Source organism: Streptomyces sp. NPDC017979 (assembly GCF_044328175.1).
Lineage (GTDB): Bacteria > Actinomycetota > Actinomycetes > Streptomycetales > Streptomycetaceae > Streptomyces.
In genome coordinates, this window is record NZ_JBIRGU010000004.1 from 185,421 (window position 1) to 199,650 (window position 14,230).

Below are 14,230 nucleotides of genomic sequence, written 5' to 3' on the forward strand. Positions count from 1 at the left end.
CGACTCCTGACTCAAGGTGGGGCCCGGCCCAGGCGCCTGGGCCGGGCCCCACCCGTCACGGCAGCGACGCTCCGCGCCCACCGGTCACGGCCGGACCTGGATCAGTGCGTGCGTACCGCTCGTGCGCCAGGCGGCACCCGAGGCTTCGAGGGCGGCCAGCTTCCCCGGCTCCAGGCCGACGACGACGTCGGACTTCAGCGTCCGCAGCGCGGCGACGGCCCCCGGGAAGCTGGCGGTGCGCTCGGCGAACGGCGTCGTCGCGTCCCACAGCCGGTCACCCACCAGCCGGCGGTAGTTGAGGTCCCCCTTCAGGATCGTGAGGGCTCCACCCGTGAACTCCTCGCGCAGGTCGTCGGGCATCTCCTCGTACGGCAGCGGGGCGCAGAAGAAGGCGTGGGTACGGACCTCCAGGCCGCCCGCCGCGGTGGCGCGCCACAGCCGGTCACCGATCCGGCCGGCCTCACCGGGCGCCCGGCGAAGGCGCCGCAGGCAGTCGACGACGTCGGCCGTCATCGCGTCGGAGACGTAGTACGGGTAGGGCTTGACGTGGAGCACCACCCGCGCCGCGTGCCGGTGTGCCAGCAGGTGGTCGATGAGGACGAGGTCGGGGATCAGTTCGCGTCCCGCGTTGTCCGCCACCACGGCGACGCGCGCGCCGGCCCCGGCCGGCAGGAGCCGCCACAGCAGGGCGCCGTCGTCGGCGACCAGTGCAGTGTCGGCGGCGCCGGCGGCCCGCCCTCCCGCCGAGACCAGGAAGCCGAGGTCAGCCCGGTTGCCCCAGAGCGAGGCGCCGAGCAGGGCCGCCGCCCGCTCGTCGGCCGGCGCGTCGACGAGCGCGTCCAGCGCCCGTAGCTCCTCGGCCACCGCGTCGCCCCGCAGTTCGGCCTGCTTGAACGGCGCGAAGGGGTCGATCCCCCGCCAGGCCCCGGCGTCGAAGTATCCGACCGCGCCGAGCAGCCTGCGGTAGAAGTAGCTCTCGGACCAGAGGAACGGCGCGTCGTACCAGGACCGCCCGAAGTGGCCACGCCCCCATTGCGCCCAGCGCTCGGCGTCGTACTCCCCGGGGGCCAGCGGCTCGACGACGCCTTCGGTGGCCTCGGTCACCAGGGCGTCGAGCGCGTCCTGCTGCCGGCGGCCGTACGGAAAGGCGTCACGGACCTGCCGGATCAGGGCGGGGTGCCGCTCGGCCAGCACTCCCCGGGCGAACGAACCCGGCTCATCGCCCCGGACGACCGGTGCGCCGGCCGTGCTGCCGGGGGGCGGTGGGTTCTGCTCGGTCATGGTGTCCCAGCCTTTCGCTCCTCGCTGACCAGCCCATGATCTCCACACCGCGGCGCCGGCCGCACGGGTACGCGGGCGGGCTCAGGAGTACGTGCGCACTGCCAGCGCCCCCAACAGGCAGCAGAAGGCCGCGACGGTGGTGGCGGTGCGCAGGGCGTTCATCCGGTTCCAGCGCGCCTCGAAGCGTTCGCGCACGGCGGCCAGGTCGGGGACGCCGTCGGGGTCGCCGGCCGCGATGAGCGCATGGTTGAGGGGGACGTTCACCGCGAGGGTGACCACCAGCGTGACCGCGTACAGGACGAGGGCGGCCCCCGTCCACGGCAGCACGTCGCGGTGGTCCGCGGGCAGATGGAGGCCCGCGGCCAGCGCGGTGCACAGCAGGGCCGCGTTCGACACGGCCATGAACAGCGGATTGTGAATGGCGGTGTTCAGGCGCTGCGCGGCGTCGACGAACGTGCGGTCGTCGGCCTTCGCAAGGCCGGGCATGACCGAATTGGCATAGGCGAGCACGATTCCCGCGACGAGACCGGTCGACCCGGTGGCGACGAGCAGGGAGACCAGGCGGAATGCACCCATGGTGGGACTCCGTGACGTGGTGAAGGGGTGTGAAGGGGCGGGACGTGCGTCGGTGCGCGGGGTCACCCGTGTACGCGACGGCTCCGAGCGACGGAGAGGGGGAGGCGGGGGCCGCGTCCCGGCCGTGTCGCGGCAACCGCGAATCGGACCACCGTCGGGGAAATGGGCATGCCGTCCTCCGGAGCATCATCTGTCGCATAAAGCGCAGGGACTCTCGGAAGCCGCAGAAGAGGGGGACGCACCCGTCCCGGGCATCTCGGAATATCGCTGCCGTTCGGGGGAACCGTAATCCATCGAGCGGAACGGGGGCGACGCCTCCCGTCGGGCGGAACAGCGGTCGACGCCTCCCGTTCCATCGTGCGCGTGTGCGAGATTGGCGTCATGCCGCGCCCCAGCGAACTGACCCCCGACGAAGCCAGGAACCTGCTCGTGACGTACTTCGCCGAGCACCCGCCGCCGATCGCGGGCGAGTTGCACATCGCACCCGAGTGGTACGAGGACGCCACGGACTACCTGCCGGCCTGGGGCGCTCGGGAGTTCTTCGTCGACGGGCAGGCGGCGTACGGCCGGGTGGACAACACCGCGATCTTCATCGACAAGCGCACCGGCGCGGTCCGCGCGGACCTGTTCACGCCGAACTTCGACAAGATCAGGGCGATGACGCCGGTGATCGTCCCCGAGGCGGCCCGGCACTCCCCCGGCCCCGACGAGGCCAGGCTGGTCGAGGTCGGCCGCGCTCTCTTCGCCCGGTTCGCGGACGCCCCGGTGCTGGACGTCGTCGAGCTCCCCGACGGGCTCGGCGTCTGTCTGGTGCACGCCGTCCGCGGCGGCGGCAAGATCTACGTCGCCCCCGACGAGACGACGCTCTTCGTGGGCTCGGCGGTCTCCTTCGACGCCGGCCTCCAAGCGTTCCGCGACGGCGCGCGCTCCCCCGGCAGCGGCGGCTGAAGCCGCGGCGCAGGTCGCACCCCCGGTGAGTGCGACGTCACACCGGAGGGGTCCCGGCACGGTGTGCTATGATCTTCAAGTTGCAGTTTTGGTACCCATGAACCTATGTGCGCCTGACGGGAATATTTCTCTCCTGCAGGCGCATTATTTGTTTCCGGCATTTTCCGGATGGGGCCTCTGCCTACTAAGGGAGAATGTCATGGCACAGGGAACCGTGAAGTGGTTCAACTCCGAAAAGGGTTTCGGATTCATCGAGCAGGACGGCGGCGGCCCGGACGTCTTCGCCCACTACTCGAACATCGCGACGCAGGGCTTCCGTGAGCTCCAGGAGGGCCAGCGGGTCTCCTTCGACGTCACGCAGGGCCAGAAGGGCCCGCAGGCGGAGAACATCGTCCCCGCCTGATCGCCGGACGCTCATCGACTCACCGGGGTCCGCACCATCACGGTGCGGACCCCGGTGAGCGCTGTTTCCAGGAAGGCAAACCAAACCGCATGTCCCTCAGGCCCCCGAAATCCCATCGCCGCAGCTCGTCCGCGCGGCCGTCCGCATCGCCGTCCAAGGAATTCCGGCTGCCGGAGGGAACGACACCCGCGCTTCCCGCCGTCGCGGATTTCGCCGGTCTGGACATGCCAGCGGAGCTGCTGGAGACGCTCACCGCACAGGGCGTGAGCACCCCCTTCCCCATCCAGGCCGCCACGCTGCCGAACTCGCTGGCCGGCCGTGACGTGCTGGGCCGCGGCCGGACCGGGTCCGGCAAGACGCTCGCGTTCGGGCTGGCGCTCATCGCCCGGACGACCGGTGTCCGCGCGAAGTCCAAGACGCCGCTCGCCCTCGTGCTGGTGCCGACCCGTGAACTCGCCCAGCAGGTGGCGGACGCGCTGAGCCCCTACGCGAGCGCCGTGGGCGTCCGACTGGCGACCGCGGTCGGCGGCCTGTCGATCACCAAGCAGGCCGGGGCGCTCCGCCGGGGCGCCGAGGTCCTGGTGGCGACGCCCGGTCGGCTGAACGACCTGGTGGAGCGCGGGGACTGCGTGCTGTCCGAGGTGCGGATCACCGTGCTGGACGAAGCCGACCAGATGACCGACATGGGCTTCCTCCCGCAGATCACCAAGCTGGTCCAGCAGGTGCGGCCGGACGGACAGCGCCTGCTGTTCTCGGCCACCTTGGACCACAACATCGACCGTTTGGTGCGGCGCTTCCTGACCGACCCCGTGGTGCACTCCGTGGACCCGTCCGCGGGCGCGGTGACCACGATGGAGCACCACGTGCTGCACGTCCAGGACGAGACCGAGAAGAAGGCCGTCACGGCGCGCATCGCGGCCCGCGACGGCCGGGTCATCCTCTTCCTGGACACCAAGAGGTCCGCCGACCGGCTCGCCAAGCGGCTGCTCGCCGCGGGCGTCCGCGCGGCGGCGCTGCACGGCGGCCGCTCCCAGCCGCAGCGCAACCGCACCCTGGAGCAGTTCAAGAACGGGCAGGTCACCGCGTTGGTGGCGACGAACGTCGCCGCCCGCGGCATACACGTCGACGACCTCGACCTGGTCGTGAACGTCGATCCGCCCACCGACCACAAGGACTATCTGCACCGGGGCGGGCGCACCGCCCGGGCCGGTGACTCGGGCAGCGTGGTCACCCTGGTCCTGCCCGACCAGAAGCGGGACGTCAGCCGGTTGATGTCGGACGCCGGCATCCGGCCCCGTACGGCCCGCGTCACCTCCAGCGCGCCGGAGCTGGCCGCCATCACCGGTGCGCGCGAGCCGTCCGGCGTCGCCGTCACCATCGAGGTGCCGCAGCCCACGCCGCCGAAGACGGGCCGCTCGAACCGGAAGCCCGGTGCCGAGCCCGGCAAGCGCTCCGGGCGCCGGCGCCGCGGCGGCGGCACGGGGGCCGCGGCCGGCGCAGCGAGCGGAGCGGTGGACGCTCCGTCCGCGTCCGAGGGGCGCGGTGCCGCCCGTACGCCGAGGCCCCGCGGGGCGAGCGGCAACACGACGGGCGCGGCCGGCCGTGACGGCGGCCGCCGGCGCGGTGGCCGTCGGCCCTCCGGGGGCGGCGGCTCCTCCCGCTCGGGCTCGCGGGGCGGCGGCACTCCGCCGCGCACTGCCTGACGGCGGGAAGACCCGTCAGGGCCGGGGCCCCGGCACGATCCGGAGCGGCCCCGGCCGCTCCGGGCAACACGACCAGTGCTGTGACCGGAAAGGTCTGCCGGGTGGCTCGCGGTGTCCGGTGCGGTGCATCGCAAGGCGGAGGATCTCCCGCGTACTGGACGTACTCGGGTGATGCGACAACGCAGCCTGGGGCACCACCGTGCCCGCAGGGCATAGCGGGAGTGCCGTGCCGGGCGCCACGAGCCGGTGAACCCTTCCGGTCACAGCACCACTAGGGCGTGATGACCGATGCCGTCGAGCCGGAGCGTAGGACGTGGTCGGCGTGGATCTGGCGGGCGATGGACCGCCCGTTGGTGACGCTGGCGGAAATGGCCACCGCGGAGAGGGAGTTCCCGTCGGGGAGCCCCGCGTAGTACAGGCCGGGGAGCGCGCCGAGGACGCCGTTGCGTTGGCGGGGCGCCCCGTCGGCGTCGAGCACCCGGGCCGGCAGGATCCGGTAGTCGGGTCCGAATCCGGTGCACCACACGATGGTCGTGATGCCGTGGCGTCCGAGGTCGAGCACGGTCGGGTACGGGGCGATCTGCGCCATGTCGACGCCGGGGGCGGGCCGCTGCGCGGAGACCGGGAAGCCGCGGTCCCTTATGCCGGCGTCGATGGTGTCGACGATGTGGCGGTACGAGCGGGCGGACGCCTCGGCGACGGCGACGACGTTGTCCTTCAGCCGGAGGATCCGGCCGTCGGCCGCGCGTACGGAGCCGACGAGCACGACTCCCCGCGCGGCCAGGGTGCCGAGGTTGAGGTCGCTGCCGCCGTCCTGCACCGTCGCTGCGACGGGGAGGCCCGGCAGCGCGCCGGCGCCCGCGCCTTCGCCGTCGAAGGCGGCCGCCCGGTCGTACTCCTCGTGCAGCGCGAAGACGTGCATCCACTCGTGGAGGCTGCGGCCGCGGTGGTGGTGCGGCCAGGCGTGGTGTCGGCCGACGGACAGGAACACGCGGCGGCCGGCGCTCACGAGTTCGTCGCCGATCTGCTGCCCGCTGATCCCGGCACCCACCACCAGCACGGCTCCCGGCGGCAGGGCCGCGGGGTTGCGGTAGTCGTGCGTGTGCACCTGGGTGACGGCGGGGTCCACGTCGGAGGCGAGACGGGGGACGCGGGGCGCCGCGTAGCCGCCGAGCGCGGCGACGAGGTTGCGGGACTCGATGACTCCCCCGCCGCCCAGGTGGGTCCTGAACCGCACGTCGTCGCGCTCGGCGGCGTCCGGGAGGCACTCGACCTCGTGGACGGTGGTGTGCCGCAGCACCCGCAGCTTCCGCTGCTGCGCGTAGCTGCGCAGATGGCCGGCGAGCTCGCGTCCCGGCATGAAGCCGTCGGGGTCGTCGCCGTCGTACTCCCAGCCGGGGAAGCGGACCGATCGGTTGCCGCTGCCGACGAGCAGGCTGTCCCACCGCTCGTGCGCCCAGGACTGGCCGATCTCCCCCCGCTCCACCACGATCGACTCCCGGCCCAGCTCCTGCAAGGACGCGGCGACCCCGCACCCCTGCTGGCCGGCGCCGATGACGACGGTCTCCGAGTAATCGACTGCTGCCATGATCAAGCCCTTCGCCGAGTGGACACGCAACCGGGGGTCGACCCGGTTCGGATCCTCCCTGCTGAAGTTCGCTTGATGTCAACTCAAGGGCAGCGGGCGGCGGGGCTGGCGCGCTTCACCTCGGGGTGCCTGGTCCGAGCGCCGTGCTCGGCACGCGAACGTCACGCCGGCCGTGTGACGAAAACGCGGCCGCGGGCAGCCGGCCGTCGTACGTCCGTCGGCCCGGTCCACCCGGCGAGCGGCGCCTTCGTAGGACTCGGGGACGGTGCGGTCGGGTTCAGCGCGGGGAGAGGACGCAGAACTCGTTGCCCTCCGGGTCGGCGAGCACCGTCCACGGCACGTCGCCCTGGCCCACGTCGATGTCGGTGGCGCCCAGCGCCCGCAGCCGCGCCACCTCCGCCGGTTGGTCGTCGCCGGGGTAGGGCCGCAGGTCGAAGTGGATGCGGTTCGGTCCGGTCTTCGCATCGGGCGTGCGGAAGAACTCCAGATACGGGCCGGTGCCCGTCGAGGAGCGCAGCAGGGCGCGGTCGTCGGTCAGCTCGTGCACCGTCCAGTCCATCGCCTCGCCCCAGAACCGGGCCATGGTCCGGGCGTCGAAGCAGTCGACCACGACCGCGGCCATCGGTCCGGTGTCCCGGTAGAGCTCCCGGGGCTCCAACACGCAGAACTCGTTGCCCTCGGGGTCGGCGAGCACCGTCCACGGCACGTCGCCCTGGCCCACGTCCACGGGCCTGGCACCGAGCGCCTTGACGCGCTCGACCAACTCCGCCCGGTGGTCCGGCGAGGTGGTGGCGAGGTCGATGTGCACCCGGTTCTTCACCGTCTTGGGGTCGGGGACGCGCATGACGTCGATGAAGACCGTGCTGGGGTCGGGGTAGGGAACGCCTTCGGGTTCCAGGTTGATCACCCCGGGTTCCTCGATGTCGATGCCCCAGCCGAGCACCTCCGCCCAGAACCTGCCGGTCACGGAGTCGTCTTCGGCCTTCATCGCAATTTGAACGAGTCGCGTCGACATGTCGCGATGTTAGGTCCGCGGGCACGGGGATTCATCTGCATTTCCGGGGCGCCGTCACTCCTTGACGGGCAGGCACTCGGCGAGCAGGTCGACGACGTCGCGCCAGGCCCGCTCCGCGTGCCGGGGGTGGTGGCCGACGCCGGGGAGGACGGTGTGGTCGACCGGCGGGTGGTGGAAGGCGTGCAGGGCTCCGCCGTAGACCGTGAGACGCCAGTCGACGCCCGCGGCCTGCATCTCGGCGGTGAACGCCGCCCGCACCGCGGGCGGCATGATCGGGTCCTCCGAGCCGACCCCGGCCCACACCGGGCAGCGGATGCCGGCCGCTTCCCCCGGGCGGCCCGTGGTCAGTCCGTTGACCGTGCCGATGGCGCGCAGGTCGACGCCGTGGCGACCGAGTTCGACCGCGATCGCTCCCCCGGTGCCGTAGCCGACGGCGGCGATCCGGTCCGGGTCGGTGCGCGGTTCGGCACGCAGCACGTCGAGCGCGGCGAGGCCGATGGCGCGCATCCGGTCGGGGTCGGCGAGCAGCGGCAGGCAGCGGGCCAGCATCTCTTCGGGGTCGCTCAGATAGCGCCCGCCGTGGAGGTCGAAGGCCAACGCCGCGTACCCCGACTCGGCCAGGGCGTCGGCCCGGCGACGTTCGACGTCGCTGAGCCCCAGGCCCTCGGGGCCGATCAGGACCGCGGGCCGGCGGTCGGCACCGGCGGGCAGCGCGAGGTGCCCGATCATCGTGAGGCCGTCGGCCTGGTATTCGACCGTACGCGTGGTGACCGTCGTCATGAACCGCACTGTAATGGCCGTCGCGCCTGGTCGGGCGGGTGTTCACCATCAGCAGACGGCGGCGTCGGCGGCGCGGCGGACGCGGTGCGAGGGGCGCGGTGCGGGCCGGGGTCTCACATGGCGGGTACCCGACCCCGGGGGCTGGTCAAGGTGTTTATATGGGCGTCACACTTACTTTGCCCCCGCGTGCGGCAATGGCGCCGAGCGCTCATCGACGGGCCGGGCCCGGGTGCGCCGCAGGCGCGCCGGATCCGGTGACGGCCGCGCCAGAAAGGCATTCCGTGACGACGCGTTCCGACATGCAGCACACCCTCGGCGACATCCTGGCCGACATCGAGCGGCGCAACCCCGCCCAACCCGAGTTCCACCAGGCGGCGCACGAGGTCCTGGAGACCCTGGCGCCGGTGCTCGCGGCGCGCCCCGAGTTCGCCGAGGCGGGTCTCGTCGAGCGGCTGTGCGAGCCGGAGCGGCAGGTCATCTTCCGGGTTCCGTGGCAGGACGACCGCGGACGGGTGCGGGTCAACCGGGGTTTCCGGGTCGAGTTCAACAGTGCGCTCGGTCCGTACAAGGGCGGTCTGCGCTTCCATCCGTCGGTCAACCTCGGCGTCGTCAAGTTCCTCGGCTTCGAGCAGATCTTCAAGAACGCGCTGACCGGTCTCGGCATCGGGGGCGGCAAGGGCGGCAGCGACTTCGACCCGCACGGGCGCAGCGACGCCGAGGTCATGCGGTTCTGTCAGTCCTTCATGACGGAGCTGTACCGGCACATCGGCGAGCACACCGACGTGCCGGCGGGTGACATCGGCGTCGGCGGCCGGGAGATCGGTTACCTCTTCGGCCAGTACCGGCGCATCACCAACCGCTGGGAGGCCGGGGTCCTCACCGGCAAGGGCAGCGGCTGGGGCGGCTCGCTGATCCGCCCGGAGGCGACCGGCTACGGCAACGTGCTGTTCGCCGGGGCGATGCTGCTGGAGCGCGGTGAGGACCTGGAGGGGCAGACGGCGGTGGTCTCGGGCGCCGGCAACGTCGCCATCCACACCATCGAGAAGCTGCACGCCCTCGGTGCCAACCCCGTGACCTGCTCGGACTCCTCCGGCTACGTCGTGGACGAGAAGGGCATCGACCTTGAGCTGCTCAAGCAGGTCAAGGAGGTCGAGCGGGGCCGCGTCGACGCGTACGCCGAGCGTCGGGGCGCTTCGGCCCGCTTCGTGCCCGGCGGCAGCGTGTGGGACGTCCCCGCCGACGTCGCGCTGCCGTCCGCCACGCAGAACGAGTTGGACGAGAAGGCCGCGGCCACGCTGGTCCGCAACGGCGTGAAGGCGGTCTCCGAGGGCGCGAACATGCCGACGACGCCCGCGGCCGTCCAACTCTTCCAGCAGGCGGGTGTCGCCTTCGGCCCCGGCAAGGCGGCCAACGCGGGCGGCGTCGCGGTCAGCGCGCTGGAGATGGCGCAGAACCACGCCCGTACGTCCTGGTCGGCGCAGCGGGTCGAGGACGAGTTGACGCTCATCATGAACGACATCCACGCCACCTGCCACGAGACCGCCGAGCGCTACGGCGCCCCCGGCGACTACGTGACGGGCGCGAACATCGCGGGCTTCGAGCGGGTGGCGGACGCGATGCTGGCGCAGGGCGTGATCTGACGCCGCGGGCGACTCCGGCAGCCGCGGCACCGGTCCGGCTGCCGGCGGAACGAAGGGGCACCGCCGTCGTTTGCGCCACCGTGCGACACGGGGAGGATCGCCGCACGGAATCGGCGGTGAGCGGCCCGGGGCCGCCCGCCCGGCGCTGAGGAGAGCGGTATGGAGATCGGGGTCTTCCTCCCCATCGGCAACAACGGCTGGCTCATCTCGAAGAGTTCTCCGCAGTACATGCCGACCTTCGAACTGAACAAGACCGTCGCGCAGCGGGCCGAGGAGCACGGCTTGGACTTCGCCCTGTCGATGATCAAGTTCAAGGGCTTCGGTGGTGAGACGGGGTTCTGGGACCACTGCCTGGACTCGTTCACCCTGACGGCGGCCCTGGCTTCGGTGACGGAGCGGATCAGGCTGTACGCGTCCGTCCCCGTCCTGGCCCTGCCCCCGGCGGTCGCCGCCCGGATGGCGGTGACCGTCGACGCGATCGCCCCGGGCCGGGCCGGCGTCAACATCGTCACGGGCTGGGCCCCGGCCGAGTACGCGCAGATGGGGCTGTGGCCCGGGGACGAGCACTTCGCCAACCGCTACGCGCGCGCCGCCGAATACGTCACCGTGTTACGGCAGTTGTGGAGCGACGGCAGCAGCGACTTCACGGGCGACTTCTACCAGATGGACGGCTGCGTGCTGTCGCCGCGCCCGGCGAACGGGCACATCGACGTCCTCGCCGCGGGGCAGAGCGGTACGGGGATGAAGTTCGCCGCCGAACACGCCGACGCGAACTTCATCCTGGGCAGCGGGGTCAACACTCCCCTGGCGCTCGCCCGCTCCACCGCCGTGCTCGCCGAACAGACGCGGGCGACGGGCCGCGACGTCGGTGCGCTCGCGCTCTTCATGGTCATCGCGGCCGATACGGACGCAGCGGCGCAAGCGAAGTGGCGGGACTACCACGACAACGCCGACCTCACTGCCCTCGGGTACGTGACGGAGCAGACGGCGGCGGACCGGGTGGCCGGGGACGCGTCGACCGCACGAATCGTGGCGCTGCCCGAGGGCGCCGTGAACCTCAACATGGGAACGCTGGTGGGCTCCTACGAGTCCGTCGCGCGGATGCTCGACCAGATCAGCGAGGTCAACGGCGTCAAGGGCGTCATCCTCGTCTTCGACGAATTCATCGAGGGCATGGAGGACTTCGGCACCCGCATTCAGCCGCTCATGAAGTCCCGCACCGCTGCGTCCAGGAAGAACTCCAGGAAGAGCTGAGGGACAGCGCGCGCCTCGTCGCCGTGCGTCCCGGGACGCACGGCGCGTCAGACGTCCTTCCCGAAGACGAGCACCTCCGTGGAGCCGACGCCCAAGGGTGCCAGGAAGCTGCCCTGGAGGGTGCAGCCGAGGGTGGCGAAGAGGTCGACGCAGGTGCCGCGGGGCAGGGGGGCCGGGTAGGAGCCGTGGCCCGTGCCGCCCTTGATCGCCCAGGTGCGCACCGCGTCCGGGTCCAGGCACTCCTCCGTCATGACGTCGAAGACGATCCGCCCGCCGGGGCGCGCGACGCGCGCCATCTCGAAGAAGTAGCGGGCGGCGCAGAGGAAGGTCACGGTGTTGAAGACCTTGTGGGCCTGGACGAGGTCGACGCTGTCGTCCGGCGTCGGGGCGAGGCTGGAGCCCTCGGTCGGGCGGGCGACCACGCCGAACGTCTCCACCAGGTAGTTCGCCCAGGGCCCGGCCGTCTCGTAGATCTCGTAGCGGGCCGGTGTGCACTCCTTGAGCGTCTTCTCCAGGTACCGCCCGGACCCGGGGCCGATCTCCAGGACCGTCTTCGGCCCACCGGCGTAGACGCCGAGGGCGCGCAGTTCGTCGATGGTGTGCTGGGTGGCGCCGGGCGTCCCGTTCATGACCTGGTCGATGTGGTCGCCGACCGAAAGACCGGCCGCCCGCGCGGCGCGCATCGTGGCCTCGAACGGGATGAAGTCGTCCACGCCGCCCCGGTGGGTGGTGCGCACGATGTCGAGTCCGGTGCGCGCCAGGAGGCGCTTGGCTCCGGACTTCACTGCGGATGTGGCTCTGTCGGCTGCGCTCATGAAGGGTGGCCCTCCAGGTCGTCTCCACCGGTGCGGGTTGCTTCAGCGGGGTCGCGGTCCCGCCGTGGTGGTGTGCAGCCACGGACGGGCCGCAGACGCGATGACACGGCCCGCCGCACGGCGAAACCGCGTTGTCGTCTCCCCCTTCCGGTCAGCATAGGATCGCGGGCGCGCACGCGCAGCGGGACGGTGAATTCGCCTTCGCACGAAGGGAGTTCGGGAGGGAGAGGGCCGTGGAAAACGGTGGGCAGGTGATCGACCGGGCGGAGCCCGCGGTGCTGCCGCCAGCGCTGCGCGCCGGGCTCGCGCTGGTCGCGGTGGTCGCCGCGCTGGTGGTCGTCGCGGTCGGGGGCTGGTACGCGGGCCACGGCCGGCCCGGTGCCGTGGACGCGTGGATCCAGCCCGCGGTGGACGACGCGGGGGCACCATGCCGGCGCATCGCGCTGGCCATCGACTTCTTGGGCGAGCCGATCGGAGCGGCGGTGCTCGTCGGGGCCGCCGTAGTGGGCTGCCTGCTGCTGCGGAGCCCGCGGGCAGCGGTGCAGTTCGTCGGCGGTGCCGGTGTGGCCGTGGCGGCGACGAAGCTGCTCAAGCCCCTGGTGGGACGCACCATCCACGGCGACAACCTGTCCTATCCGAGCGGGCACACCGCCTTCCTGACCGCGTTCGCCCTCACCGCGGCGCTGCTCGCGGCCGGCCGGATCGGGCTCGGCCCGCGGGCCGGGGCGCTGTTGGTGCTCGCGGCCGCGCTGGCAGCCGGCGCCGCCATGGGCTGGGCGCAGGTCGCCCTGGGCGCTCACTACCCGACCGACGTCCTCGGCGGTTGGTGCACCGCCCTGGCGGTGGTGCCGGCCACGGGGTGGCTGGTAGACCGGTGGAAGGCGGGCTGACCCGGCGTCACGCCAGTCGGCGGAAGACGGGCTTCACCGGTCGTCCGCCCAGCCAGGGCGTGGGGTCCTCCGCGTCCAGCGCCTTGCGGTAGACCGCACACGCCCGGGCCACCGTCTCGACGGTGTGCTCGATGTCGGCGTCCGTGAGCGCGCTGCTCACCACGAACGACGGCGCGAGCACCCCGCCCGTGAGGAGTTGGCGCAGGAACAGCGTGCGGTACGGCTGCGACGGCTGCCGGTTCTCGTCGAGGGTGGCGAAGACCAGGTTGCTGGCCCGGCCGCGTACGACGACGTGGTCACCGACGCCCGCGCCGGCCGCCGCCTCGCGGACCCCGGCGGCCAACCGCTCCCCGATGGCGTGCAATTGAGCGGTGACGCCCTCTTCGACGTAGGTGGTGAGCACGGCCATCGCGGCGGCCAGCGAGTGCGTCTCCGCGCCGTGCGTGGTGGACAGCAGGAAGACCCTGTCGTCGGTGTGCCGCAGCCCGCCACGCTCCATGAGTTCGCGGCGGCCGGCCAGGGCGGCGACGGCGAACCCGTTGCCCAGTGCCTTGCCGAACGTGGAGAGGTCGGGGACGACCCCGTACAGGCCCTGGGCGCCCGCCTCGGACCAGCGCAAGCCGGTGATCATCTCGTCGAAGACCAGGACGCAGCCGTGCCGGTCGGCCAGTTCGCGCAGTCCGGCGAGGTAGCCGGGCGGGGGTTCGGCGTGGGCGGCGGGTTCGAGGATCAGACAGCCGATCTCGCCTGCGTACCGGGTGAGGAGTTCCTCCGTGGCGGCCAGGTCCCCGTAGGGGAAGGCGACGGTGAGTTCGCTGGTCGTCGTCGGAATGCCGGCGGACATCGGCGTGGTGGCGATGAACCAGTCGTCGACGGAGAAGAAGGGGTGGTCGGCGCAGACGGCCACCCGGGGGCGGCCGGTGACGGCGCGGGCCAGGCGCACCGCGGCCGTGGTGGCGTCGGAGCCGTTCTTCGCGAACTTCACCATCTCGGCGGTCGGCACGGTGGCGAGGAGGAGTTCCGCGGCCTCCGCCTCCAGGACGGAGGGCCGCACGAAGTTGCTGCCGCGGTCGAGTTCGCGCCGGACCGCCTCGACGACGCGCGGGTGGGCGTGGCCGAGGCTGACCGAGCGCAGGCCGGAGCCGTACTCGACGTAGCGGTTGCCGTCGACGTCCCACACGTGGGCGCCGCGGCCGTGGCTGATGACCGGGGCCAGGTCCTCGGGGTACTGGTCGTCGCCCTTGGCGTAGGTGTGCGCGCCCCCGGGGATCAGGGCGTGCAGCCGCTCGTTCGCGGCCCGCGACCGCGGCAGGCTGAACTCTTCGCTCTCCACGGTG

General features: G+C 72.3%; 13 protein-coding genes. 6 read left to right on the plus strand and 7 right to left on the minus strand.

The features are described 5' to 3' along the window. Positions 1–84 precede the first annotated feature (84 nt). Both ACH4E8_RS13740 and ACH4E8_RS13745 read right to left on the minus strand, forming a co-directional pair. The gene (locus ACH4E8_RS13740) at positions 85–1,281 is read right to left on the minus strand and encodes a damage-control phosphatase ARMT1 family protein (protein WP_398447612.1); all 1,197 of its coding nucleotides are present in this window, start codon (positions 1,279–1,281) and stop codon (positions 85–87) included. Between the two features lie 81 nt (positions 1,282–1,362). After that, positions 1,363–1,857 (minus strand): DUF1772 domain-containing protein, encoded by a 495-nt coding sequence (locus tag ACH4E8_RS13745; protein ID WP_398447614.1) that lies wholly within the window; start codon positions 1,855–1,857, stop codon positions 1,363–1,365. Between the two features lie 381 nt (positions 1,858–2,238). On the opposite strand from ACH4E8_RS13745, the gene ACH4E8_RS13750 reads away from it, so the two are divergent. The 3 genes from ACH4E8_RS13750 to ACH4E8_RS13760 all read left to right on the plus strand — a co-directional run bounded on the left by ACH4E8_RS13750 (position 2,239) and on the right by ACH4E8_RS13760 (position 4,911). Beyond that, positions 2,239–2,805 carry a hypothetical protein gene (locus ACH4E8_RS13750; protein WP_398447616.1) on the plus strand — a complete coding sequence of 189 codons (567 nt, stop codon included), beginning with the start codon at positions 2,239–2,241 and terminating at the stop codon, positions 2,803–2,805. Positions 2,806–3,004: 199 nt separating this feature from the next. Further along, complete coding sequence (locus ACH4E8_RS13755) at positions 3,005–3,208, plus strand: cold-shock protein (RefSeq protein ID WP_007502648.1); 204 nt, start codon at positions 3,005–3,007, stop codon at positions 3,206–3,208. 89 nt (positions 3,209–3,297) lie between these two features. Next, complete coding sequence (locus ACH4E8_RS13760; RefSeq protein WP_398447618.1) at positions 3,298–4,911, plus strand: DEAD/DEAH box helicase; 1,614 nt, start codon at positions 3,298–3,300, stop codon at positions 4,909–4,911. A gap of 271 nt (positions 4,912–5,182) precedes the next feature. Here the strand turns inward: ACH4E8_RS13760 and ACH4E8_RS13765 are convergent, their stop codons facing one another. The 3 genes from ACH4E8_RS13765 to ACH4E8_RS13775 form a co-directional block, all read right to left on the minus strand. Then, a complete protein-coding gene (locus ACH4E8_RS13765; protein ID WP_398447620.1) occupies positions 5,183–6,499 on the minus strand; it encodes a flavin-containing monooxygenase in 1,317 nt (438 codons plus the stop codon). A 277-nt stretch (positions 6,500–6,776) separates the two neighbouring features. Continuing rightward, positions 6,777–7,514 carry a VOC family protein gene (locus tag ACH4E8_RS13770; RefSeq protein ID WP_398447622.1) on the minus strand — a complete coding sequence of 246 codons (738 nt, stop codon included), beginning with the start codon at positions 7,512–7,514 and terminating at the stop codon, positions 6,777–6,779. A 54-nt stretch (positions 7,515–7,568) separates the two neighbouring features. Beyond that, the gene (locus tag ACH4E8_RS13775; protein ID WP_398447624.1) at positions 7,569–8,294 is read right to left on the minus strand and encodes a dienelactone hydrolase family protein; all 726 of its coding nucleotides are present in this window, start codon (positions 8,292–8,294) and stop codon (positions 7,569–7,571) included. 299 nt (positions 8,295–8,593) lie between these two features. Here ACH4E8_RS13775 and gdhA point away from each other — a divergent pair, with 299 nt between their 5' ends. Further along, positions 8,594–9,934: an NADP-specific glutamate dehydrogenase gene (gdhA, locus tag ACH4E8_RS13780; RefSeq protein WP_398448295.1), complete on the plus strand. Its 1,341-nt coding sequence runs from the start codon at positions 8,594–8,596 to the stop codon at positions 9,932–9,934. A gap of 159 nt (positions 9,935–10,093) precedes the next feature. After that, the gene (gene rutA / locus ACH4E8_RS13785) at positions 10,094–11,188 is read left to right on the plus strand and encodes a pyrimidine utilization protein A (RefSeq protein ID WP_398447626.1); all 1,095 of its coding nucleotides are present in this window, start codon (positions 10,094–10,096) and stop codon (positions 11,186–11,188) included. A 47-nt stretch (positions 11,189–11,235) separates the two neighbouring features. Here the strand turns inward: rutA and ACH4E8_RS13790 are convergent, their stop codons facing one another. Further along, positions 11,236–12,003 carry a methyltransferase domain-containing protein gene (locus tag ACH4E8_RS13790; RefSeq protein ID WP_398447628.1) on the minus strand — a complete coding sequence of 256 codons (768 nt, stop codon included), beginning with the start codon at positions 12,001–12,003 and terminating at the stop codon, positions 11,236–11,238. 233 nt (positions 12,004–12,236) lie between these two features. On the opposite strand from ACH4E8_RS13790, the gene ACH4E8_RS13795 reads away from it, so the two are divergent. Next, positions 12,237–12,893, plus strand: a complete 657-nt coding sequence (locus tag ACH4E8_RS13795) for a phosphatase PAP2 family protein (RefSeq protein WP_398447630.1) — start codon at positions 12,237–12,239, stop codon at positions 12,891–12,893. Positions 12,894–12,900: 7 nt separating this feature from the next. Here the strand turns inward: ACH4E8_RS13795 and ACH4E8_RS13800 are convergent, their stop codons facing one another. Beyond that, positions 12,901–14,226, minus strand: coding sequence for a glutamate-1-semialdehyde 2,1-aminomutase (locus ACH4E8_RS13800; RefSeq protein ID WP_398447632.1), 1,326 nt, complete (start codon positions 14,224–14,226; stop codon positions 12,901–12,903). Between the last annotated feature and the right edge of the window lie 4 nt (positions 14,227–14,230).